The 20,710-nt window shown below is 71.3% G+C and carries 24 protein-coding genes and 1 pseudogene; 15 read left to right on the top strand and 10 right to left on the bottom strand.

Going from position 1 to position 20,710, the window contains the following annotated elements; genetic code table 11:
• Positions 1 to 49: 49 nt before the first annotated feature.
• Positions 50 to 319, top strand: coding sequence for a DUF3099 domain-containing protein (locus tag ACVW19_RS15635; protein ID WP_457460001.1), 270 nt, complete (start codon positions 50 to 52; stop codon positions 317 to 319).
• Between the two features lie 18 nt (positions 320 to 337).
• On the opposite strand, the gene ACVW19_RS15630 is transcribed toward ACVW19_RS15635, so the two are convergent.
• Positions 338 to 700: a DsrE family protein gene (locus ACVW19_RS15630; RefSeq protein WP_042174837.1), complete on the bottom strand. Its 363-nt coding sequence runs from the start codon at positions 698 to 700 to the stop codon at positions 338 to 340.
• 234 nt (positions 701 to 934) lie between these two features.
• On the opposite strand from ACVW19_RS15630, the gene ACVW19_RS15625 reads away from it, so the two are divergent.
• Genes ACVW19_RS15625 through ygfZ form a run of 3 tightly spaced genes read left to right on the top strand, consistent with a single transcriptional unit; the run spans position 935 to position 2,976 of the window.
• Complete coding sequence (locus ACVW19_RS15625; RefSeq protein ID WP_457460000.1) at positions 935 to 1,510, top strand: FABP family protein; 576 nt, start codon at positions 935 to 937, stop codon at positions 1,508 to 1,510.
• A gap of 53 nt (positions 1,511 to 1,563) precedes the next feature.
• Positions 1,564 to 2,001 carry a Fur family transcriptional regulator gene (locus ACVW19_RS15620; protein WP_457459999.1) on the top strand — a complete coding sequence of 146 codons (438 nt, stop codon included), beginning with the start codon at positions 1,564 to 1,566 and terminating at the stop codon, positions 1,999 to 2,001.
• Positions 2,002 to 2,010: 9 nt separating this feature from the next.
• Entirely contained in the window at positions 2,011 to 2,976 is a 966-nt protein-coding gene (gene ygfZ / locus ACVW19_RS15615; RefSeq protein WP_457459998.1) for a CAF17-like 4Fe-4S cluster assembly/insertion protein YgfZ, read from the top strand.
• Between the two features lie 55 nt (positions 2,977 to 3,031).
• Here ygfZ and dtd read toward each other — a convergent pair whose 3' ends face one another.
• Entirely contained in the window at positions 3,032 to 3,457 is a 426-nt protein-coding gene (gene dtd, locus ACVW19_RS15610) for a D-aminoacyl-tRNA deacylase (protein ID WP_109379231.1), read from the bottom strand.
• Between the two features lie 177 nt (positions 3,458 to 3,634).
• Here dtd and ACVW19_RS15605 point away from each other — a divergent pair, with 177 nt between their 5' ends.
• The 5 genes and pseudogenes from ACVW19_RS15605 to rox all read left to right on the top strand — a co-directional run bounded on the left by ACVW19_RS15605 (position 3,635) and on the right by rox (position 9,142).
• A complete protein-coding gene (locus ACVW19_RS15605; protein WP_457459997.1) occupies positions 3,635 to 4,363 on the top strand; it encodes an RsiG family protein in 729 nt (242 codons plus the stop codon).
• A 79-nt stretch (positions 4,364 to 4,442) separates the two neighbouring features.
• A complete protein-coding gene (locus tag ACVW19_RS15600; protein ID WP_457459996.1) occupies positions 4,443 to 5,714 on the top strand; it encodes a GNAT family N-acetyltransferase in 1,272 nt (423 codons plus the stop codon).
• A 171-nt stretch (positions 5,715 to 5,885) separates the two neighbouring features.
• Positions 5,886 to 6,305: pseudogene (locus ACVW19_RS15595) on the top strand (aminoglycoside phosphotransferase family protein); the annotation flags it as partial.
• A gap of 47 nt (positions 6,306 to 6,352) precedes the next feature.
• The gene (locus ACVW19_RS15590; RefSeq protein ID WP_457459995.1) at positions 6,353 to 7,393 is read left to right on the top strand and encodes a vWA domain-containing protein; all 1,041 of its coding nucleotides are present in this window, start codon (positions 6,353 to 6,355) and stop codon (positions 7,391 to 7,393) included.
• A gap of 240 nt (positions 7,394 to 7,633) precedes the next feature.
• Positions 7,634 to 9,142 (top strand): rifampin monooxygenase, encoded by a 1,509-nt coding sequence (rox, locus tag ACVW19_RS15585; protein ID WP_457459994.1) that lies wholly within the window; start codon positions 7,634 to 7,636, stop codon positions 9,140 to 9,142.
• A 106-nt stretch (positions 9,143 to 9,248) separates the two neighbouring features.
• Here the strand turns inward: rox and ACVW19_RS15580 are convergent, their stop codons facing one another.
• Positions 9,249 to 10,100, bottom strand: coding sequence for a PP2C family protein-serine/threonine phosphatase (locus ACVW19_RS15580; RefSeq protein ID WP_457459993.1), 852 nt, complete (start codon positions 10,098 to 10,100; stop codon positions 9,249 to 9,251).
• Between the two features lie 85 nt (positions 10,101 to 10,185).
• Entirely contained in the window at positions 10,186 to 10,629 is a 444-nt protein-coding gene (locus ACVW19_RS15575) for a hypothetical protein (protein ID WP_457459992.1), read from the bottom strand.
• 187 nt (positions 10,630 to 10,816) lie between these two features.
• Between ACVW19_RS15575 and ACVW19_RS15570 the strand changes: the two genes are divergently transcribed.
• From ACVW19_RS15570 to ACVW19_RS15560, 3 genes are all read left to right on the top strand, one after another.
• The gene (locus ACVW19_RS15570) at positions 10,817 to 11,446 is read left to right on the top strand and encodes a helix-turn-helix domain-containing protein (RefSeq protein WP_457459991.1); all 630 of its coding nucleotides are present in this window, start codon (positions 10,817 to 10,819) and stop codon (positions 11,444 to 11,446) included.
• Positions 11,447 to 11,522: 76 nt separating this feature from the next.
• Positions 11,523 to 12,155, top strand: coding sequence for a hypothetical protein (locus ACVW19_RS15565; protein ID WP_457459990.1), 633 nt, complete (start codon positions 11,523 to 11,525; stop codon positions 12,153 to 12,155).
• A gap of 151 nt (positions 12,156 to 12,306) precedes the next feature.
• Positions 12,307 to 12,639 (top strand): DUF2516 family protein, encoded by a 333-nt coding sequence (locus tag ACVW19_RS15560; protein ID WP_457464622.1) that lies wholly within the window; start codon positions 12,307 to 12,309, stop codon positions 12,637 to 12,639.
• Between the two features lie 22 nt (positions 12,640 to 12,661).
• Here ACVW19_RS15560 and ACVW19_RS15555 read toward each other — a convergent pair whose 3' ends face one another.
• The 3 genes from ACVW19_RS15555 to ACVW19_RS15545 form a co-directional block, all read right to left on the bottom strand.
• Positions 12,662 to 14,053 carry a PP2C family protein-serine/threonine phosphatase gene (locus ACVW19_RS15555; RefSeq protein WP_457459989.1) on the bottom strand — a complete coding sequence of 464 codons (1,392 nt, stop codon included), beginning with the start codon at positions 14,051 to 14,053 and terminating at the stop codon, positions 12,662 to 12,664.
• A gap of 306 nt (positions 14,054 to 14,359) precedes the next feature.
• Positions 14,360 to 15,559, bottom strand: a complete 1,200-nt coding sequence (locus ACVW19_RS15550; RefSeq protein ID WP_457459988.1) for an NlpC/P60 family protein — start codon at positions 15,557 to 15,559, stop codon at positions 14,360 to 14,362.
• A 165-nt stretch (positions 15,560 to 15,724) separates the two neighbouring features.
• Positions 15,725 to 16,564, bottom strand: coding sequence for a class I SAM-dependent methyltransferase (locus ACVW19_RS15545; protein WP_457459987.1), 840 nt, complete (start codon positions 16,562 to 16,564; stop codon positions 15,725 to 15,727).
• Positions 16,565 to 16,816: 252 nt separating this feature from the next.
• Between ACVW19_RS15545 and mshA the strand changes: the two genes are divergently transcribed.
• Together mshA and ACVW19_RS15535 are read left to right on the top strand one after the other, a co-directional pair.
• Positions 16,817 to 18,154 carry a D-inositol-3-phosphate glycosyltransferase gene (mshA, locus tag ACVW19_RS15540; protein ID WP_457459986.1) on the top strand — a complete coding sequence of 446 codons (1,338 nt, stop codon included), beginning with the start codon at positions 16,817 to 16,819 and terminating at the stop codon, positions 18,152 to 18,154.
• Positions 18,147 to 18,659 (top strand): YbjN domain-containing protein, encoded by a 513-nt coding sequence (locus tag ACVW19_RS15535; RefSeq protein ID WP_457459985.1) that lies wholly within the window; start codon positions 18,147 to 18,149, stop codon positions 18,657 to 18,659. Before mshA ends, ACVW19_RS15535 begins: the two co-directional genes overlap by 8 nt.
• Before the next feature lie 23 nt (positions 18,660 to 18,682).
• On the opposite strand, the gene ACVW19_RS15530 is transcribed toward ACVW19_RS15535, so the two are convergent.
• On the bottom strand, positions 18,683 to 19,501 hold the full coding sequence (locus tag ACVW19_RS15530; protein ID WP_457459984.1) for a helix-turn-helix domain-containing protein: 819 nt from the start codon (positions 19,499 to 19,501) through the stop codon (positions 18,683 to 18,685).
• Between ACVW19_RS15530 and ACVW19_RS15525 the strand changes: the two genes are divergently transcribed.
• A complete protein-coding gene (locus ACVW19_RS15525) occupies positions 19,500 to 19,967 on the top strand; it encodes a DUF2000 family protein (RefSeq protein ID WP_457459983.1) in 468 nt (155 codons plus the stop codon). The genes ACVW19_RS15530 and ACVW19_RS15525 overlap by 2 nt on opposite strands.
• A 30-nt stretch (positions 19,968 to 19,997) precedes the next feature.
• Here ACVW19_RS15525 and ACVW19_RS15520 read toward each other — a convergent pair whose 3' ends face one another.
• A complete protein-coding gene (locus tag ACVW19_RS15520) occupies positions 19,998 to 20,420 on the bottom strand; it encodes a PIN domain-containing protein (protein ID WP_457459982.1) in 423 nt (140 codons plus the stop codon).
• On the bottom strand, positions 20,417 to 20,707 hold the full coding sequence (locus ACVW19_RS15515) for a CopG family transcriptional regulator (protein WP_457459981.1): 291 nt from the start codon (positions 20,705 to 20,707) through the stop codon (positions 20,417 to 20,419). The genes ACVW19_RS15520 and ACVW19_RS15515 overlap by 4 nt, the downstream gene beginning before the upstream one ends.
• Between the last annotated feature and the right edge of the window lie 3 nt (positions 20,708 to 20,710).

Below are 20,710 nucleotides of genomic sequence, written 5' to 3'. Positions count from 1 at the left end.
TGGACGCCGGGATGCGGCCCTTCGTGCTGTTCGGTTCTAGGCTGGAGACATGTACGCGCGCAGGCGTCATGTCTACTTCGCCATGATGGGGACGTGCATCGTGTTGTTCGTCCTGGCCTGGGGCGTCGTGCGGCTGTGGTCGGTGCCGGTGGCCGTGGGCATGTGCGTGGTGGCCATGGTCATCCCGCCGGTCGCCGCGATGATCGCCAACCGGCGCGGCCCCGAGGACCGCTGGTGGGACGACCCCTCCGGCGACCCCCAGTCCGACGAATGGTGGGACGAACTGGACGGCAAGAAGGGACCGCGGCCGCCCCGGTGAGGGGCCGGCGGCGGATCCTCAGTACACGAGTGCCTGCGTGTCGTCCGCCAGCGCCTCCTGCACGAACACCTGCGCGCCCGCGATCCGTACGCCCTCGATGACGTCCTTCTCCGTGATGTCCCGGCGGGCCGCGCACTGCGTGCACAGGGTGAGACGTCCCCCCGCGACGATCGAGTCCAGCAGGTCGGGCAGCGGGGCCGCGTGCGGCAACTCGAACTCCGCGGCACGCCCCGGCAGCGCGAACCACGCGGACTCGCCGGTGAGCCACAGGGAGACGTCGACCCCGCTCGCCACGGCCACCGCCGCCACCGTGAACGCCTGCGAGCAGCGTTCGGGGGCGTCGGCCCCCGCGGTCACCTTGATCACAAGCTTTTTCGCCATGGCTGCATCGTAAGCAACCGGGTGCACGACGGGGCCGGGTCCCGGCCGCGTAAGCTGGGGGCCGGCCCTGTGTACACGAACCACACCGCACCCGCTCAAGGAGCACCCCGTGGAGTTCTTCTTCTCGTTCCTGTTGGCCCTGGTCGCCGTCGGCGTTCTCGCCTTCGCCGGACTGGCCGTGAAGAAGCTGTACCAGGGTCAGCGCTGACCGCCCACGTCCAGGAACTGCCACTGATGATCGAGATCCCGTCCGACCTCCACAAGGACCTCGTGCCGCTCGCCTTTCTGCTCGGCGACTGGGCGGGCGCCGGGGTGCACGACTTCCCCGGCGCCGAGCAGTGCAACTTCGGGCAGGAGGTCTCCTTCACCCACGACGGCCGGGACTTCCTGGAGTACAGCTCCCACACCTGGGTGCTCGACGGGGACGGCAACAAGGTCCGGCCCCTGGAGTCCGAGCACGGCTTCTGGCGGATCGACGCCGCCCGCAAGGTCGAGGTGACGATGACCCGCGACGACGGCGTCATCGAGATCTGGTACGGCGAGCTGGCCGACCAGAAGCCGCAGATCGACCTGGTGACGGACGCGGTGGCACGCACCGCCGCCGCCGATCCCTACAGCGGCGGCAAGCGGCTGTACGGCTACGTCAAGAGCGACCTGATGTGGGTCGGCGAGAAGCAGACCCCCGAGGTCGAGCTGCGCCCCTACATGTCGGCGCACCTGAAGAAGGTCGTCACCCCGGAGGACGTCGAGCGCTGGGCCAAGGCCCTCCCCGACGACATGCCGGACGACGGAATCGCCTTCTTCAAGTGAGCTCCCGGGCCGCACGACCCCGGGTTCCGGGCTCCACGTCCTAGACTCGTGGTGTGGTGAGCACCGACTGGAAGAGCGACCTCAGACAGCGCGGCTACCGGCTGACGCCGCAGCGCCAACTCGTGCTCGAAGCCGTCGACACGCTGGAGCACGCGACCCCCGACGACATCCTCGTGGAAGTGCGCAAGACGGCGTCGGGGGTCAACATCTCCACCGTCTACCGCACGCTGGAGCTCCTGGAGGAGCTGGGTCTGGTCAGCCACGCCCACCTCGGGCACGGCGCCCCGACCTACCACCTCGCCGACCGGCACCACCACATCCACCTCGTCTGCCGTGACTGCACCGGCGTCATCGAGGCGGACGTGGAGGTGGCCGCCGAGTTCACGGCGAAGCTGCGCGGCATGTTCGGTTTCGACACGGACATGAAGCACTTCGCGATCTTCGGCCGCTGCGAGGACTGTTCCCTGAAGCGTTCAACTACCGAGTCGTAGGCTAAGGGTATGAAGAGCCCCCTGTTGACCCTGTCCGGCGCCGTTCCCGCCGAGGGCGTGGACGAAGGCGTGGCCGCGCACTACGGCGACCTGTTCCGCGAGCAGCGCGCCCTCGCCGACGGCACCGGCTTCGTCGACCTGTCCCACCGCGGGATCGTCACCGTCTCCGGGGCGGAACGACTGAGCTGGCTGCACCTGCTGCTCACCCAGCACGTCAGCGACCTCCCGCCGCATCAGGCCACCGAGGCGCTGATCCTCTCCGCGAACGGCCACATCGAGCACGCGCTCTACCTGGTCGACGACGGTGAGACGGTCTGGGCCCATGTCGAGCCCGGCACCCAGGACGCGCTGATCGCCTACCTGGAGTCGATGAAGTTCTTCTACCGGGTCGAGGTCGCCGACCGCACCGCCGACTTCGCGGTGGTGCACCTGCCGGCCGGTTCCATAGCGGAGGTGCCCGAGGGCGTGGTCGTCCGGGAGACGCCGTACGGCCGTGACCTGTTCCTGCCCCGCGCCGACCTGGAGTCGTTCGCGGAGAAGGCGGGGCCGCCCGCGGGCATTCTCGCCCACGAGTCGCTGCGGGTCGAGCAGCACCGCCCGCGGCTCGGTTTCGAGACCGACCACCGCACCATCCCGCACGAGCTGGGCCTGATCGGCGGTGCGGTGCACCTGCAGAAGGGCTGCTACCGGGGCCAGGAGACGGTCGCCCGGGTCCAGAACCTGGGCAAGCCGCCGCGCAGGCTGGTCTTCCTGCACCTGGACGGCAGCGAGGTCCACCTGCCGCCGGCCGGGACCGACATCCGGCTCGCCGACGCAGGCCCGGACGGGCGCAAGATCGGCTTCGTCACCACGTCCGTACGCCACCATGAGCTGGGTCCGGTCGCCCTCGCGCTGATCAAGCGGAACGTCCCCGTCGACGCCCGCCTGATGGCCGGGGACACGGCGGCGGCGCAGGAGACCGTGGTCGAGCCCTGATCGTCGGGCCTTTGACCTGAGGGCTCGAGGGTCCGCGGGCCCGCGGACCCTCGAGTCAGACCTCCAGCAGGACGGTGAACGGGCCGTCGTTGGTCAGCGACACCCGCATCTGCGCGCCGAAGCGGCCCGTCGCCACCGTCGCGCCCAGGGACCGCAGCCGGGCCACCACCTCGTCGACGAGCGGTTCGGCGACGTCCCCGGGGGCCGCGGCGCTCCAGGTGGGGCGACGGCCCTTGCGGGCGTCGCCGTAAAGAGTGAACTGGCTGATGACCAGGAGCGGCGCGTCGATGTCGCTGCACGACTTCTCGTCCTGGAGGATCCGGACCGACCAGAGCTTGCGGGCCAGCTGGGCCGCCTTCTCCTTGGTGTCCTCATGGGTGACGCCGACGAGGACACACAGTCCCTCGCCCTCGATCGCCCCCACCGTCTCGCCGTCCACGACGACGCTCGCGCCGTCCACCCTCTGCACCACCGCACGCATACGTCCATCATGCCGGTCGGCGAACGGATGACTGACGGCGGCCCGTGCGGGGCCCCGGTCGGGCTATTTTTACTCCTTACCCCCCATCTGGGGTGGATCGGGGGCACTCGGTCACATAGCGGCCACCGGGGGTGGCACGATGCTGGCACACACCGGTCGAGGGGACGGTTGAGGCACATGAGCACACCAGGAACCGGGCAGCGGCCCGGCCCTGTCCTGTCGGCGTCGACCGGAGTGGGGGTCGAAGAACGCGTCGGGGAACACGATTTCCACCGTCCGCCCGCCCAGCGCACGGACAGTCCGACACTGGAACCCGATCCGGCACCGGAGCCCGAGCTGATCACGCGCAGCCTGCCCGACCTGCGCGCGCTGCGCCGTGACGCGCAGCGCGACGAGGCAGACCTCAGCTATGTGCGGCGGCTGCTCCAGGGGCGCATCGACATCCTGCGGGCGGAACTGGCCCGGCGTGCGCCGGTGGACGGGTCGACGGGTGCCGGTGCCGACGTGGGCGCGTCCGACGCGGGTACGTCCGGCGCGGGTACGTCCGGCGGAGGCGCGGTCCCGGTCGTCGCTCCGGTGGAGGCGTCCGTGGTGGAGCGGCTTCCGGAGATCCTGCGGGACACCCCGGCCCGCCACCGTTCCTCCGCCCGCCATGTGACCCTGGGCACTCCGCGCAGCGAGGAGTCCCGGCGGCTGGCGGCGGAGATGCTCGCCGAGGTGGAGCTCTCGGACCTGGGAGCGCGTACGGACGGGGAACTGCGCGCCGCGATGGGCCGGCTCGTGCGGTACGAGGAGCAGGTCTCCCGGCGGCGGCAGGGGTTGCAGCGCACCGCCGACGACTGCGGCGCGGAGATCGCGCGCCGGTACCGCGAGGGGGAGGCCCAGGTCGACGACCTGCTCGAGTGAGGCGGGGGCGCCGGAGCGGGCGGTCGGACGGGCGGAAAAGTGCGCGACACCCTGCCCGGGCGCGATCTACCGTGAACGCATGACCTCCAGCGCCGACACCTCCCGTGCCGACATCGACGTACGCCCGATCACCGAGACCGAGTTCGAGGACTGGAACCGGGCGCTGAACACCGGGTTCCTGCGCGAGCCCACCCCCGCTCCGGAGGAGCTCGACGCGCGGCGCCCGGAGTTCCAGCCGGGCCGGTCGCTGGGGGCCTTCGACGGCGGCCGGTGTGTCGCGACGTTCCGCTCCTTCGCGCAGGAGCTCACCGCCGTCGGCGGCGCCGCCGTGCCCGCCGACGCCATATCGAACGTCACCGTCAGCCCCACCCACCGCCGGCGCGGCCTGCTGACCCGCATGATGGCCCAGGACCTCGCCGCCGCGAAGGAGCGCGGGGACGTCGTCGCGACGCTCATCGCCGCCGAGTACCCGATCTACGGCCGGTACGGCTTCGGCCCCGCCACCTGGATGACCGAGTGGACCGTCGACGTCCCGCGCAGCGGCCTCGACCCGCGCTGGGCGGGCCCCGAGGACGGTGGACGCGTCGACCTCGTGGACGCCGAGGACGTGCGCAAGCTCGGCCCGGAGCTGCACGAGCGGCTGCGCGGGGCCCAGCCGGGAGCCGTCAGCCGCACGGAGCGGTGGTGGAAGTTCGCCACCGGCGCCCTGAGCCACCGCCCGACCTGGACCGAGCCCTACTTCGCCGTGTACCGCTCGGCGGACGGCGAGATCGAGGGTCTTGTCTCCTACAAGTCGGACGACAACTGGGGCGACACCATGCAGCCGTTGAACACGGCGAGTGTGAACTGGCTGCTCGCGGTGAGCCCGGCCGCGGAGCGCGCGCTGTGGCGCTACCTGTGCTCGATCGACTGGATCGTGAAGGTGAAGAGCGGCTGGCGGGCCCCCGACGACCTGCTTCCGTTCTTCCTGCCGGACCCGCGCGCGGCAGCCGTGACGACCCAGACGGACTGGCTCTGGGTGCGCGTTCTGGACGTCGTACGGGCGCTGGAGGCCCGGACGTACGGCGCGGCGGGGACGCTGGTGCTGGAGGTGGCGGACGGCGCGGGACTGGCCGGTGGCCGCTACCGGCTGGAGGCGTCGGCGGACGGGACCGGATCCTGCGCGGCGACCACGGAGGACGCCGATCTCACCCTGGATGTCGCCGAGTTGGCGTCGCTGTGGCTGGGCGACGAGTCGGCGGTGCGGCTGGCGGTGCTGGGCCGGGTGCGGGAAGAACGAGCGGGCGCCGCCCGTCAGGCCGACGCCCTGCTGCGTACGTCCAGGCGCCCGTGGTGCCCGGACCTCTTCTGAGCGCTTCCGCTGCTGCTCACCTTCCCTCCTCCTCCCCGGCCGGCCTGTCTGCCGACGGCGGGTGTCCGATCGTCATCCGTAGCTGCGTGCTGTTCAGGAGGGAGGCCCGGCCGGTTCCTTGAGAGGTGCCCCGACGGTCACCGTGGGGGCCGGCCTCTCAAGAGGTTCGACCAGGTAGCCCAAGTCGGCGACCCCCTCGACGACCTGGTGCGGCACACGCACCTGACGCCCACCCGGCCGGAGATCCGCGACCGGATGTTCCGCCGTTGGGAACGCGGGCTGCCTTCCGGGTACACCCGTGACTGGCGGAAGGACCGGCGGGTGTACCGCCTGCTGGAGACCGTGCGCTCCGCCTATGTCGACCTGAACCGCATCGTGACCGGCGCGAGCCTGGACGCTCCCAACGTCCAGCGCGCGGTGGGCTCCTGTGCGGTCACCCTGGCCGTCGCCACCGGCTCCCTGGGCCCGCCCGTCCGCACCACCGCCAACCCGCATCTGGCGCGTGCCCTGGTGCAGCCGGGTGCGGGGCGGGGGTGCTGCGTCCCCGGCCCGGGAGCCGAGGCCGATTGTCAGTGGTGGGTGAGACGGTAGGGGCACCGAGTCGGAAAGCCGGAAAGCCGGAAAGAGGGGGATCTGTCATGTCCGGAACCCAGAACTACATCAACCACGTCGCCCTTGTCCTGGATGCCAGTTCGTCCATGTCGCACCTGAGCGGCAAGGTCGTCGAAGTCGCCGACCAGCAGATCGCGTACCTTGCCCGCCGGTCGCGGGAACTGGACCAGGAGACCCGTGTCACGGTGTACGTCTTCGCCGACAAGGTGGAGTGCGTCATCTACGACAAGGACGTGCTGCGGATGCCGTCGCTGAAGCAGATGTACCGGGTCGGGGGGATGACGGCTCTGCTGGCGGCCGCACTGAAGTCCCAGCGGGAGCTGGCGCAGACGGCCCAACTGTACGGCGACCACAGCTTCCTGACGTTCGTCCTCACCGACGGGCAGGAGAACGCGAGCCATCGCTGCCCGGACGCCCCCGCCAGGGATCAGCGTGAACTGATAGGGGCCGTGGCCGAGATGTTCCAGACACAGGAGGACAACTGGACGCTGGCCGTCCTGGTGCCGGACCAGATGGGCAAGCGCGAGGCCATGCAGTGCGGTTTCCCGAAGGACAACATCGCCATCTGGGACGCCACGAGCACCCAGGGGCTGGAGGAGGCCGGGCAGGTCATCCAGCAGGCCACCGAGAAGTTCATGGTGGGCCGCACCCAGGGCATCCGGGGATCGCGGGCGGTGTTCTCCACGGGCGCGGACGCGGTCAACAAGGACACCATCAAGGCGGCCGGCCTCACCCCGGTGGACCCGTCGAAGTACCAGCTGATCCCGGTGGCCCGTGACGCGGGGATCCGGGAGTGGGTCCTCGAATGCGGGCACGCCTACCGCACCGGTGGTGCGTACTACCAGCTGAGCAAGTCGGAGAAGGTCCAGGCGCAGAAGCAGATCGCGGTGCTGGAGAAGAAGACGGACCGGGTGTACACGGGGCCCGAGGCCCGCGCCCTGCTCGGCCTGCCGGACGTGGAGGTCCGCGTCAAGCCGGACCACAACGACGACTTCACGATCTTCGTGCAGAGCACCAGCGTGAACCGGAAGCTCGTGGCGCACACGCGGCTGCTGCTCATGCTCTGAGGCTTGGGGAGGAAGAGGCCGCCGACGAAGGAAGGAAAAGGCAAGGAGGTTCGTCCACTCCTTGCCGCTCTCAACGTATAGCGCACCGGGGGGCTTGCGGCAAGGCCCGGGTTGTGGCGCAGAATCGTCGCCCGAGGCCGGAACCCGGGGAAATCAGGTGTTCGCGCAGTTCGTGCGCTGTTGTCGCTGTGCGGGGCTCGCGGCGCGACGCGGAGAGCCGGCCGGCAATCGACATCGTTCATGGGGGTTTCCGTGATGGACGTCAGCGACGTCATCGACGTGATCGTGGTCGGCGGCGGGCCGACCGGCTTGATGCTGGCGGGGGAGCTGCGGCTGCACGGCGTGCGGGTGGTCGTACTGGAGCGGCTGACCGAGCCGACCGAGCAGTCACGCGGCCGCGGCCTGCACACGCGCAGCGTCGAGATGATGGACCAGCGCGGCCTGCTGGACCGGTTCCTCGCGGTCAGTGAGAAGTTCCAGGTAGGCGGTTTCTTCGGCGGCATCATGAAGCCGTGGCCGGACCGGTTGGACACGGCTCACCCGTACGGCCTCTCCACCCTGCAACCGGTCACCGAGCGGCTGCTGGGCGAGCGTGCCCTCGAACTCGGTGCCGAGATCCGGCGCGGCTGCGAAGTGGTCGGTCTGAGCCAGGACGAGGACGGGGTGACCGTCAAGGTGGCCGGTGGGGGTACCCCCGGCAACGGGGGCGTAGCCGCCGGGGGAGGAGGCACGCAGCTCCGCGCCCGCTACCTCGTCGGCTGCGACGGCGGCCGCAGTGTGGTGCGCAAGCGGCTCGGCGTCGGTTTCCCCGGCGAGCCCGCCACGGTCGAGACGCTGCTGGGCGACATGGAGATGACCGAGGACCCGGAGACGGTCGCCGCCGTCGTCGCGGAGGTCCGCAAGACCCAGCTGCGGTTCGGCGTCATCCCCAACGACGACGGGAAGGAGGGCGTCTTCCGCGTCATCGTGCCCGCCGACGGTGTGGCCGAGGACGGTGCGACCGCGCCGACCCTCGAGGAGTTCAAGCAGCAGCTGCGGGCCTGCGCGGGCACCGACTTCGGCGTGCACTCCCCGCGCTGGCTGTCCCGGTTCGGCGACGCCACCCGGCAGGCCGAGCGCTACCGGGTCGGCCGGGTGCTGCTGGCCGGCGACGCGGCGCACATCCACCCGCCGACCGGTGGGCAGGGGCTCAACCTCGGCATCCAGGACGCCTTCAACCTCGGCTGGAAGCTGGCCGCCGCGGTGGCCGGCTGGGCACCGGAAGGACTGCTGGACAGCTACCACGCCGAACGGCACCCGGTCGGCGCGGCCGTGCTGGACAACACCCGCGCGCAGATCGCACTGCTGGGAACCGATCCGGGCGCGACCGCGCTGCGGGAACTGCTCTCGAAGCTGATGGACTTCGAGGAGGTGAACCGGTACGTCACCGAAATGATCACCGCGACCGGAGTCCGCTACGACTTCGGCGAGGGACACGAACTGCTCGGCCGGCGGATGCGGGACGTGCGGCTGAAGCAGGGCCGTCTCTACGAGCTGATGCACGGCGGCCGCGGACTGCTGCTCGACCGGACCGGCCGGCTCTCGGTGGCGGGCTGGGCCGACCGCGTCGACCACGTCGTCGACGCCGGCGAGGAACTGGACGTTCCCGCGGTGCTGCTGCGGCCGGACGGCCATGTGGCATGGGCCGGCGACGACCAGCAGGACCTCCTCGACCGTCTGCCCCGGTGGTTCGGCGCCCCCACCGTCTGAATCGCCGGGCCTTCCCGAGGCGTCGCGCGAGCCGGTACGCGTCGGCTTCACGGATGAGTTGCCGGGAGCGGATCCGGTGCAACTCGAGGTGCGTGCCGCTCACCGCTCACCGCTGGAGCGCCACGACGTCGGCGACCAGGCAACTGACGTTGTCGGGGCCGCCAAAGCCGTTGGCGAGGGCGATGAGTTCGCGGACCGCCTGCTCGGGCTCCCCGGTCCCGGAGAGCACCCGGTGGATCTCCTCGGCCGGCACGACGGCCGGCAGACCGTCGGAGCAGAGCAGGTACCGGTCTCCTCGCCGGGCGTCGTGCAGGTGCATGTCGGGGGTGGCATCGGCTCCTCGGCCCAGGGCTCGTATCAGCAACGACCGCTGGGGGTGGGAGGCGGCCTCTTCCGGGCTGAGGCGTCCTTCGTCGACCATCGACTGCACCACGGTGTGGTCGTGGGTGATCCGGGACAGCTCCCCGTCGCGCAGGAGGTACGCCCGGGAGTCGCCGATGTGGACGAGGGCCAGCTGGGAGCCGGTCCAGAGCATCGCGGTGAGTGTGGTTCCGGCCTCTTCGGGAGAGGGGCCGTTCCCGGCGACGCCGTGCACCGCGTGCTCGGCCCGGTCGATCGCGTCCTCGAGGACGTTGAGGAGAGGGCCCGCCGGGATGCCGTCGGTTTCGAGAGGCTTGAGCGCGTCGACGGCGGCCGCGCTGGCCACGGCTCCCCGACTGCCGTAGCCGTCGGCGACGGCGAGCAGGCGGGAACCGGCGTAGGCGGTGTCCTGGTTGCTCTCGCGGACCAGGCCCGTGTCGGACAGTGCGGCGTAAACGCCGACACCGGTTACACGTGCCGGTACTGGGCTGAGAACGCCGACGACGGCGAGGGTGGCTACCGGACCCTGCGGGTCATGATGAGCCCCCGGGGCCCCGGCTTCGAACCGGCCGAGTAGCGCACCGCCGTCGCATCGCACTGCGGCCGCACGCCCGCGGGGTGGGGGCTCTCCGGCCTGCACGAGCGGAGAGCCCCCACCCCGTCCGCACGTGATCGGCGCGCTGTCAGTGGAGGGTGTACTCGCACAGGTGCTTGCCGTCGACGCCACCCGGATCCTCGACGACCTTCTTCCCGTCGACGGTGATCGAGCAGGGAGCCGCGCCGAGCTGGCCGTTGGGCAGCTTCACCGGCCCCGGCACGACGGACACGATGGTCCCGACCTTGCGTTGGGTGCTGTTCAAGGTGAGTTTGTCCGACTTCTTCCACGGCAGCGTGACCTGCTCGAAGTGATTCGTGCCGAGGTTGTAGTAGATGCTGGACTTGCCCTCGCCGCCGACTTCCAAGGTGACCTCGTACGTCTTGTCCTGGCCCTCGGGGGCCGGCTTGGGTGACGAGGTGGCCGTGCCCTTGTCGGCGCGTTCCTCCTTGGCTTCGCCGCCGCTGCTGCCGCACGCGGCCATCAGCCCGGCTGCCGCGATGAGCGCCGTCATGGTCATTGCCCTGCGCATGTGTGTGCTCCCCCGTGGTGCGGATGTGACCCGGTGTGCGGAATGAGTCGTACGAAGCATCGTAGGGGTGTGGTCCCTGGCATCGGCGGGTGGGCCGGTGGCCGACCCGAAGCGCTAGGCCACGGGCGTGGCGCACTATTGCAAGCAGGTGCTTGCAATAGTTAGCGGGGTGGGGCAGGGTGGGGGTATGGCGTCACTCAATGTCGGCAATCTCGGTGAGTATCTCCGTGAGCAGCGGCGCAACGCGCAGTTGTCGCTGCGGCAGCTCGCCGATGCCGCCGGGGTGTCCAATCCGTATCTGAGCCAGATCGAGCGCGGGCTGCGCAAGCCGAGCGCGGAGGTGTTGCAGCAGGTCGCCAAGGCGCTGCGGATCTCCGCCGAGACGCTGTACGTGCGCGCCGGCATCCTCGACGCCGAGCGGGACCGGGAGGAAGTGGAGACGCGGGCCGTCATCCTCGCCGATCCCACGCTGAGCGAGCGTCAGAAGCAGGTACTGCTCCAGATCTACGAGTCCTTCCGCAAGGAGAACGGGTTTGGGGGCGCCGAGGACGGTGAGGCGACCGGGACCGTCGGTGCCGCTGATGCCGCTGATGCTGTCGAGGTGGCTCAAGGGGCGGAGACCTCGGAGGTTTCCGGAAGTGCCGACGGGAGCGGCGGCTCCGACGGTGGTTCCGCGATACGCCGGGGCGGCCGTAAGGCCGGTGGCGGTACGGACGCCGGGCGCCGGGGCCCCTCCGGCAACAACACCAACAGCAGCACCAGCACCAGCACCAGCACCAGCAGCAGTGACAACGATCCGCAGCAGACGGCCGGCTGAGCCGGACCAGGGCACCGGCCGCCGCCGCGGATCACACGAACCCTCAGCCGAAAACGAATCCGGGAGGACCATCACCATGGCCATCACCGACGACCTGCGCAAGACCTTCAGTGACCCGACCCCGCTCTACTTCGCCGCCGGCACCGCCGACCTCGCCCTGCAGCAGGCCAGGAAGGTTCCGGGCCTGGTCGAGCAGATCCGCGCCGAGGCGCCTTCGCGCATCGAGGCCGTCCGCAACACCGACCCCAAGGCCGTCCAGGAGAAGGCGACCATCCGGGTCAGGGAGACGCAGGAGACCGTCCAGACCAAGGTCAGCGAGTTCTTCGGCTCGCTCGACACCGACCTGAAGAAGTTCGGCGAGACCGCCCAGGACCTGGCCCTGCGCGGGGTCGGCGTCGCCGCCGAGTACGCGGTCAAGGCCCGCGAGACCTACGAGAAGGTCGCCGAGCACGGTGAGCAGGCCGTGAAGACCTGGCGCGGCGAGGCCGCCGAGGGCATCGAGGACGTCGCCGTCGCCGTCGAGGACGTGGCCGTCGCCGTCGAGCCGAAGCCCGAGCCCGGACCGAAGGCCGTGGCCACGCCGAAGCTCGAGTCGGTGGGGATTGAGGGCGACAGGGGGGACAGCCCCAACGGGGCGACGAAGCCCGGCGCCAAGAAGGCCCCGACGCGCAAGCCCACGACGGCCAAGAAGACGCCGCCCGCCAAGTAGGCACGTGGGAACGAGCGACAGCGGTGCCGTCGAGTGGTACGGGCCGGGCACTCTCGCGGTGTCCGGCCCGTTCCACGGGGTAGCCGGCCGGCGCTTGCGGGTACGGTGACCGCGTAAGGACGAACCGAGTCGGGTGGTGGACGTTGTGCTGATGCAGGGCTTCGCGGGGTTGATGTGGCTGCTGAGCATGGCCCTGATCGTTTTCAGCGGCTTCGCGTTGATCGACGCGGCCACTCGCCGCGAGGACGCCTACCGCGCGGCGGACAAGAAGACCAAGCCGTTCTGGCTGATCATCCTCGGGCTCGCCTTCGTGGTGAACCTGATCTTCGACATCCTGTCGTTCCTGCCGATCATCGGGCTGATCGCGACCATCGTGTACATGGTCGACGTCCGTCCCGCCCTGCGCGGCCTCTCCGGCGGCGGGCGCAGCCACCGGGGCTCCAGCAGCGACGGCCCCTACGGCCCGTACAACGGCGGACGGTAGGGAGGGCAGGGCCACCGCACCGTCACGGCCGCTGCGGTGGCACCCGGTCCAGGAGCAGTACCGCCACGTCGTCCGTCAGCTCCCCGCCGTTGAGGTCACGGACCTCGTTGACGGCCGCCCGCAGCAGTTCCTCGCCCCGCAGACCGTCCGTGAGCTGGCGGTGGACCATGCCGACCATGCCGTCCTGGCCGAGCCGTTCCCCGCTGTCGCCGACCCGGCCCTCGATCAGGCCGTCCGTGTAGAGCATCAGGCTCCACTCCGTGCCCAGTTCCACCTCCGTACGCGGCCAGCGGGCGCCGGGCAGCAGCCCGAGCGCCGGGCCGTTGTTGTCGTACGGCAGCAGCCGCGCCGGTCGGCCCGGCCGGGCGAGGAGCGGTGAGGGGTGGCCGGCCAGGCACAGGCCCGCCCGGCGGCCGTCGGGGGAGATGTCCACCGCGCAGAGGGTCGCGAAGATCTCGTCGTCCGCGCGCTCGTGCTCCAGCACCTGTTGCAGCGTGCCCAGCAGCTCGTCCCCGCACAGGCCCGCCAGGGTCAGCGCGCGCCAGGCGATGCGCAGCTCCACGCCGAGGGCGGCCTCGTCCGGGCCGTGGCCGCAGACGTCGCCGATCATGGCGTGCACCGTGCCGTCCGGGGTGCGGACGACGTCGTAGAAGTCACCGCCGAGCAGGGCGCGCGAACGGCCCGGACGGTAGCGGGCGGCGAAGTGGAGCGGGGAGCCGTCCAGGAGCGGGGTCGGCAGCAGGCCGCGTTCCAGGCGGGCGTTCTCCTGGGCGCGCAGCCTGCCCTCGGCGAGCCGCCGCTCGGCGGTGTCGGAACGCTTCCGTTCCACCGCGTACCGGATCGCCCTGCTCAGCAGCCGACCGTCCAGTTCGTTGCGGAAGAGGTAGTCCTGGGCGCCCACGCGCACCGCCTCCGCGCCGCGCTCGGCGTCGCCCGACGCGGTCAGCGCGAGGACGGCGTGCCGGGGCGCGAGCTCCAGCACGTGCTTGAGCACGGCGAGCTCGTCGTCGCCGGCACCGCCACCGCTGTTGCCGCCACCGCTGACCGCCCGGCTGCCGGGTGCGGGCAGCGCGAGGTCCAGCAGGATGCAGTGGACGTCGTCGGTCAGCAGCCGCTCGGCCTCGGTGAGGTTGCGGGCGGTGCGCACGCGGATCGGCTTGCCGGTCTGGTCGAGCAGGTCCGGCACGATCGGCAGGCCCGCCGGGTCGTCCTCGATCAGCAGCAGTGTGAGGTTGGTGGGGGCGGTCGAGGTCGTCTCGTTCCTGGTGTCGTCCTCGGTGTGCTCCGCCGTGCGCGGGGCCGTTGCTCCGGCCTCCGAGGCGTCCTCGGCGGGGCCACCGTTCGGTGATGCGGCGTGCGCCTGACCGCTTTCCGCGGCCGGGAGCGTTCTCTGCCGCGGTACGGGTGCGGGCATTCTTCCGGGTTCCTTCCCTCCCCCCGAGGGCGTGGTGGGGGGCGCGGGATCTCGGCCCGTGCACCCCGTGCTCTCCACTTCGGATGAGCGGGGGATGCCCCTTCCAGCGGGGACGATAGCGGGTGTCGGCGCCGCAGCGGAATGGTGTGGAGCACGCCGTTCGGCCACCAGGCGGTGTCATATGCCGCGTTATGGGCAGCAGTTGGACACGTCGATGATGCGGCCGGGATGACGAACGTCACGCCCGCAGGGGTGTGGCCGTGTCATCGGCGTGGACTGGGTCACATGGCGCAGGTCACGGGGCGCTCAGTCCGCGCCCGTGTGCTCACCGTTCTCGTCGTTCTTGCCCTGCTCGCCCCTCTTGCCCCTCTTGTCCTTCTTCTCTGAGCCATCGCCGGTTTCGTCGGCATTCGGGTCCGGGCGGACCACCCCGAGGATCGGCATCGAACCGGCTCCCGCGATCGTGATCGCCCGTCCCGGGCGCGGGGCGTGGACGATGGCTCCGTCTCCGACGTAGATACCGACGTGGCTGGCGTCGTCGAAGTAGATGACGAGGTCACCGGGCCGCATCTCCGCGACGGCGACGCGCGTCAGCTGCTTCCACTGTTCCTGCGAGGTGCGCGGGATGCCCTGCCCGCCCGCTCTCCACGCCTGCGAGGTCAGACCCGAGCAGTCGTACGTCTTCGGGCCCTCGGCGCCCCACTCGTACGGCTTGCCGATCTGCGCGGTGGCGTACGCGACGGCCTTCCTGCCCTGCTCGGTCGCCTCCGCCCCGATGCCGTCGAGGACGCCGGAGTTCAGCCAGGCGGACTGGGCCTTCTCGGCGGCCCGCCGCTCCAGCTCGGCCAGCCGTTCCTTCTCCTCCTGCTCCAGCTCGGACTCGACCTTCTCGGCCGCCGCGATCTGCTTCTCGATCTTCTTCTGCGCCTTGGCCTTGGCCTTGCGGCCGGCTTCCAGCTTCCGCCACTGGGCGTCGGCGTCCTGCGCGTACTGCTCCAAGTCCTCCTGGGTGCGCTTCATTTCACCGAGCAGGCCCTTGGTCGCGTGCTGGCCCTGACGGATCCGGACCGCACCGACGAGGAATTCCCGCGGGTCGTCGCTCAGCATCAGGTGGGCCTCGGGCGGGAGTCCGCCACCGCGGTACTGGGACGCGGCCGCGGCGCCCGCGCGGTCCTTCAACTCGTCCAGCTTCTCCCTGCCCTTGACGATCTTCTTGGCCAGCCGGGCGATCTCGGTGGACTGCTGCTTCGCCTTCTCCTCGGCGGCGTTGTACTCCTCGGTGGCCACCGCCGCGGCGCGGTAGAGCCCGTCGAGCTTCTTGCGTACGGCTTCGAGGTCCTTGGACGGCGCGACATCGGCGCTCGCGCTCGCGCTCGCACTCGGAGACGCGGCCGGGGGCGGCGGGGGAGCGGGGGTCGCGAACGCCGTGCCCGGTGCCGCCAGCACGGTGATCGCGCAGACCACGGCCACCGCCGCCGTGGTCAGCATGCGCCTGCCCGTCTCCATGACCCCGCCCCCAAACTGATTAACCGTCAGTAACATCCTGCGTCAGGGGGATGTTGCCATGTCGGCGCCCGAAGTGACAGAGGTGACGCTTCCCGGCTCCCCCTCCCCGTTATGGCGCTCGCCCCGTCGATGTGACGAACGACTCACGGAGATCGTTCCCGGAGTTCACCCCCGTGGCGCCAAGGCCTCCCACCGCACCGTGACTTCGCCCTGCCGCCACCGGGTCGGCCCGTCCGTCACCGGCCAGTCGGCGGTCAGGTCCCGCACCGTACGGATCCAGCGCTGGCGGGCACCGTACGAGGCGTAGGGTGCGGCGGCGGCCCAGGCGCGGTCGAAGTCGCGCAGGAAGGCGTGCACCGGTTCGCCGGGGACGTTGCGGTGGATGAGTGCCTTCGGCAGGCGTTCCGCCAGGTCCGAGGGGCGTTCCAGGGAGCCGAGCCGGGTCGCGAAGGTGACCGTGCGCGGCCCCTCCGGGCCGAGGGCGACCCATACGTGCCGCCGCCCGATCTCGTCGCAGGTCCCCTCGACCAGCAGCCCGCCGTGCGCGCCCTTCGCCGGTTCGGCCGGGGCGAGTCGTGCGCACAGCCGCTGCCAGGCGGCGGCGACCTCGGCCTCGTCGTACTGGCGCAGGACGTTCGCCGCGCGGATCAGCGTCGGCCGTCCGGGGAGCGGGACCTCGAAGCCGCCGTGCCGGAAGGCCAGCCCCTCGCGCTCGTACGGGCGGGCCGCCGCGACCCGGGCCGGTTCGATCTCGACGCCGACCACATGCGTGCGGGGGGCCACGGTGCGCAGGCGGTGCAGCAGTTCGACCGCCGTCCAGGGGGCGGCGCCGTAGCCGAGGTCGACGGCGACGGGGTGGTCGGCGCGGCGCAGCGCGGTGCCGTGCGTGGCCGCGATCCAGCGGTCCATGCGGCGCAGACGGTTGGGGTTGGTCGTCCCGCGCGTCACCGCGCCCACGACGGGGGACCTCCGGGAGTGGGGGAGGGCGGCGGCGCGGGCGGTCATGCGTACGAGGGTATGGGGGAGGCCGGGCCCGCCGGGAATCGACCGGGGAGGGCCGCCGGGCGACGGCCCCTGCGCCTACGCACCCGGCACTCGAACGGTTGAGCGACCATCGGTAATGATTCGGCAAAGACCCGATCCGGAGAGGTCACCCGGAAATGGGAGCGGGCCCCTCCGGTGTTGGGGAGCTGGAGGGCCCGCACGCCCCCGAAAGCCATGCCGGAAAGTCAGGCCCGCAACGAGGAGGAACGCCACGTGAGCCAGTACATCGCCAGGCTCGGTCGGCGCTCCCCCGCCACACCCCCGCGGCTGCGACTGCATCGCAGGCCCCGCCGCGTGGCGATGCTCTCCGTGCACACGTCCCCGCTGCACCAGCCGGGAACCGGCGACGCCGGCGGCATGAACGTCTACATCGTGGAACTCGCGCAGCGCCTCGCCGCGATCAACATCGAGGTCGAGATCTTCACGCGCGCGACCACCGCCGCCCTCCCGCCCTCCGTCGAACTCGCGCCCGGCGTCCTCGTCCGGCACGTCGACGCCGGCCCCTACGAGGGCCTGGCCAAGGAGGAGCTGCCCGCCCAGCTGTGTGCCTTCACGCACGGTGTGATGCACACGTGGGCCGGCCACCGGCCCGGGTACTACGACCTGGTCCACTCCCACTACTGGCTCTCCGGCCACGTCGGCTGGCTCGCCGCCCAGCGCTGGGGCGTCCCCCTGGTGCACGCCATGCACACCATGGCCAAGGTCAAGAACGCCAACCTCGCCGTCGGCGACACACCCGAGCCGGCCGCCCGGGTCATCGGCGAGACCCAGATAGTGGCCGCCGCGGACCGGCTGATCGCCAACACCGCCGGAGAGGCCGAGGAACTCGTACAGCACTACGCGGCCGACCCGGACAAGGTCGCCGTCGTCCATCCCGGCGTCAACCTGTCCCGCTTCCGCCCGTCCGACGGGCGGGCCGCCGCCCGCGCCCGCCTCGGGCTGCCCCAGGACGCCCTGATACCGCTCTTCGCGGGCCGCATCCAGCCGCTCAAAGCTCCCGACGTGCTGCTCCGCGCGGTCGCCGCGCTGCTCGACGAACGCCCCGAGCTGCGCTCCCGGCTCTGCGTCCCCGTGGTCGGCGGCCCCAGCGGCAGCGGCCTCGCCAAGCCCGAGGGACTGCAGAAACTCGCCGCCCGCCTGGGCATCGCCGACGTCGTGCGGTTCTGTCCGCCGGTCGGGCAGGAACAGCTCGCGGACTGGTTCCGGGCCGCGTCCGTCCTCGTCATGCCCTCCTACAGCGAGTCCTTCGGCCTGGTCGCCATAGAGGCGCAGGCCGCCGGGACCCCGGTGCTCGCCGCCTCGGTCGGCGGACTGCCGGTGGCCGTACGGGACGGACACACCGGCTTCCTCGTCCAGGGGCACGACCCCGAGGCCTACGCGCGCGTGCTGCTCGAGTTCGCCGACCGGCCCGACCTCGCCGACCGGATGGGCGAGGCCGCCGCCCGGCACGCCCGGTCCTTCGGCTGGGACAGGTCGGCCGCCGCCACGGCCGACGTCTACACGGCCGCGACGCAGGCCCACCGCCGTCACGTACGCTCCCAGCATGGCTGAAGCGGAACAGCGGCAGGCGGCGGCACAGGTCGTCGAGGGTGTCCTCAAGGACGCCGAACTCGACTGGGAGAGCCCCGCGGCCGGCACGTACGTCGTGAAGCTCCCCGGCACCCGCAAACTGTCCACGACGGTCTCCCTCATCGTCGGCCGGCACTCGCTCTCCCTCAACGCCTTCGTCATCCGGCACCCCGACGAGAACGAGGCCGCCGTCCACCGCTGGCTCCTGGAACGCAACCTCAAGCTGTACGGCGTGAGTTACGCCGTGGACCCGCTCGGCGACATCTACGTCACCGGACGCTTCCCGCTGCCCGCCGTGACCCCGGACGAGGTCGACCGGCTGCTCGGCCAGGTACTGGAGGCCGCCGACGGCAGCTTCAACACCCTGCTGGAACTGGGTTTCGCCACCGCGATCCGCAAGGAGCACGCCTGGCGGGTGTCGCGCGGGGAGTCGACGCGGAACCTGGACGCGTTCACCCGACTCATCGAGCGCCCCTCGGACGAGTAGGGACCGCGCAGGTCACCGCAGGGCTACCGGCTTCCCGCGCGGTAACGGCCCGGTGTGACACCGACCAGCTTCCGGAAGTGCCGGGTGAGATGGGCCTGGTCGTAGAAACCGGTGACCACCGCGACCTCGCTCGGCGGCCCCCCGTCGAGCAGCAGCCGACGGGCCCGGCCCACCCGGCGGGACGTCAGGTACTGGTGCGGCGCGATGCCGTAGGCGCCGCTGAACGCCCGTACGAGATGGGCGGGATGAGCGGACAGCAGCCCCGCGGCCTCCGCCAGGCCGAGACCCTCCACGACCCGTGCGTCGAGCAGTTCGCGCAGCCGCCGGGCGAGGAGGGGATCCCGCCGGGGCTCCCGCGCGGTGTCCTTTCGCGACCGCAGATGAGCCCGCAGCCGCTCCCCGACGAGCGTCAGCCTGCTCTCCGCCTCCAACTCGTCGCCGGGCCCCACGAGCGCCGTGTGCACCTGCCCGACGCGCCGTCGCAGCAGGGGGTCACGCAGGTCGGGCCGGTCGACGGCGGCCCCGATGAGGTCGTCCCCGAGGTGGGTGCCGTCGAGGTAGAGCACCCGCTTGCGGAAGCCGTCCGGGGTGGCGGCGGCGCCGTTGTGCGGGACGTGCGGCGGCAGCAGGGACACGGTGTCGTGCGGGGTGCCGTGCTCGTGCCGGTCCAGGTCGTACCGCACGGCGCCGTCGTCGACGAGGAGCAGCGTCCATGCGTCGTGGACGTGCATCGGGTAGGCGTACTCGGTGAAACGGGCGTGGAAGACCTCGACGACCCCCGGGACACCGGGCCGCCAGGCGGAGACGGTCCGCTCGGGACGCCCGGCGTGCTCTGCGGCCATGCAAACAACGTACAAGACGCCGCCATGCACTGATCGGCAGTCTCAAGGCATGAGCACACGCTTCGACACGAAGATCGCCGTCCTGCTGCGCGAGGACCTGGAGACCTGGCAGCGCCTCAACGTCACCGCGTTCCTGGTCAGCGGCCTGGGCACCCGGGTACCCGACCTGATCGGCGAGCCCTACGAGGACGCGGACGGCGTGCCCTACCTGCCGATGTTCCGCCAGCCGGTGCTGGTCTTCGAGGGCACCAAGGAAACCCTGAAGGCGGCGCACACCCGGGCGCTCTCCCGCGCCCTGCCGCGCGCGCTGTTCACCTCGGACCTCTTCTCCACGGGCCACGACGAGGCCAACCGCGCGGCGGTCCGCGCCGTGGGAACGCCGGACCTGGACCTGGTCGGCCTGGCCGTCCACGGCCCGAGGAACGCGGTCGACAAGGTCCTGAAGGGGGCACGGATGCACCCGTGAGCCGTGCGGGCGGGTCACACCCTCTCGGGGTCACACCTTCTTGACGACGACCGTGTCCGGGACCAGCCTCTCCACGACGTCCACGTCCGATGTGAAGACCGTGACCTGCCCCTTCTGTTGACGTGCGACCACCGCGAGTACCGCGTCGATCGCGTACTTGTGGCCGTGCAGCCGCGCGTCGGCCAGGAGCCGGCGGGCCTGTCGCGCCTCGTCCCTGCCGATCTCCACGACCTTGAGCCGCGAGAGCACCCAGTCCCAGCGCTGCTCGGTCGTTCTGCCGTCGTACGTCTCGGTCAGCGTCATCGGGGAGGTCACCACCTCCGCTTCACCTCGGGCCGCGAGGTCGAGCCGGGCGATCATCCCCCGATCGCCCCGTACGGCCAGGGACAGGGCCTCGCAGTCGAGCACGAAGACCCGGAGCGGCCGTCCGCGCCCACCGCTCCCCTTCCTCACGCGGCCTCTCCCGCATGAGAGCCGTTGGCCCCGCGGCGCCGCTCGTGCTCGGCGTCGAGGTCCTCCAGTTCCGCGAGCGCGGCCGCGTGCTCCTCGTCCGTGACCGGGCCGTGCTCCTCCTGGAGCCAGTCGGCCAGTTCCCGGAGCCGGTCACGGTCCCGCTTGAGGCGCAGCGCATCGGCGATGTACGCGGACAGTCCGCGCTCGGCGGCTTCCCCGCGGATCTCCTCCAGGAGGTCCTCGGGGATCGTCACGGTCACTTTCTTGGTCGCCGTACAGGCGACCATACT

The organism is Streptomyces sp. TE5632 (genome assembly GCF_054061295.1).
This window is presented reverse-complemented; position numbering and strand designations above follow the sequence as displayed.

Bases quoted from the DNA above. Each gene is read 5' to 3' on its own strand.
- ACVW19_RS15575 (WP_457459992.1), bottom strand. From the start codon at position 10,629: ATGCGCAGGGCAATGACCATGACGGCGCTCATCGCGGCAGCCGGGCTG.
- ACVW19_RS15600 (WP_457459996.1), top strand. From the start codon at position 4,443: ATGACCTCCAGCGCCGACACCTCCCGTGCCGACATCGACGTACGCCCG.
- ACVW19_RS15530 (WP_457459984.1), bottom strand. From the start codon at position 19,501: ATGGCCGCAGAGCACGCCGGGCGTCCCGAGCGGACCGTCTCCGCCTGG.
- ACVW19_RS15555 (WP_457459989.1), bottom strand. From the start codon at position 14,053: ATGCCCGCACCCGTACCGCGGCAGAGAACGCTCCCGGCCGCGGAAAGC.
- ACVW19_RS15625 (WP_457460000.1), top strand. From the start codon at position 935: ATGATCGAGATCCCGTCCGACCTCCACAAGGACCTCGTGCCGCTCGCC.
- ACVW19_RS15605 (WP_457459997.1), top strand. From the start codon at position 3,635: ATGAGCACACCAGGAACCGGGCAGCGGCCCGGCCCTGTCCTGTCGGCG.
- ACVW19_RS15545 (WP_457459987.1), bottom strand. From the start codon at position 16,564: ATGACCGCCCGCGCCGCCGCCCTCCCCCACTCCCGGAGGTCCCCCGTC.
- ACVW19_RS15590 (WP_457459995.1), top strand. From the start codon at position 6,353: ATGTCCGGAACCCAGAACTACATCAACCACGTCGCCCTTGTCCTGGAT.
- ACVW19_RS15565 (WP_457459990.1), top strand. From the start codon at position 11,523: ATGGCCATCACCGACGACCTGCGCAAGACCTTCAGTGACCCGACCCCG.
- ACVW19_RS15630 (WP_042174837.1), bottom strand. From the start codon at position 700: ATGGCGAAAAAGCTTGTGATCAAGGTGACCGCGGGGGCCGACGCCCCC.
- ygfZ (WP_457459998.1), top strand. From the start codon at position 2,011: ATGAAGAGCCCCCTGTTGACCCTGTCCGGCGCCGTTCCCGCCGAGGGC.
- dtd (WP_109379231.1), bottom strand. From the start codon at position 3,457: ATGCGTGCGGTGGTGCAGAGGGTGGACGGCGCGAGCGTCGTCGTGGAC.
- ACVW19_RS15570 (WP_457459991.1), top strand. From the start codon at position 10,817: ATGGCGTCACTCAATGTCGGCAATCTCGGTGAGTATCTCCGTGAGCAG.
- ACVW19_RS15515 (WP_457459981.1), bottom strand. From the start codon at position 20,707: ATGGTCGCCTGTACGGCGACCAAGAAAGTGACCGTGACGATCCCCGAG.
- ACVW19_RS15535 (WP_457459985.1), top strand. From the start codon at position 18,147: ATGGCTGAAGCGGAACAGCGGCAGGCGGCGGCACAGGTCGTCGAGGGT.
- ACVW19_RS15550 (WP_457459988.1), bottom strand. From the start codon at position 15,559: ATGGAGACGGGCAGGCGCATGCTGACCACGGCGGCGGTGGCCGTGGTC.
- rox (WP_457459994.1), top strand. From the start codon at position 7,634: ATGGGGGTTTCCGTGATGGACGTCAGCGACGTCATCGACGTGATCGTG.
- ACVW19_RS15560 (WP_457464622.1), top strand. From the start codon at position 12,307: ATGCAGGGCTTCGCGGGGTTGATGTGGCTGCTGAGCATGGCCCTGATC.
- ACVW19_RS15635 (WP_457460001.1), top strand. From the start codon at position 50: ATGTACGCGCGCAGGCGTCATGTCTACTTCGCCATGATGGGGACGTGC.
- ACVW19_RS15525 (WP_457459983.1), top strand. From the start codon at position 19,500: ATGCAAACAACGTACAAGACGCCGCCATGCACTGATCGGCAGTCTCAA.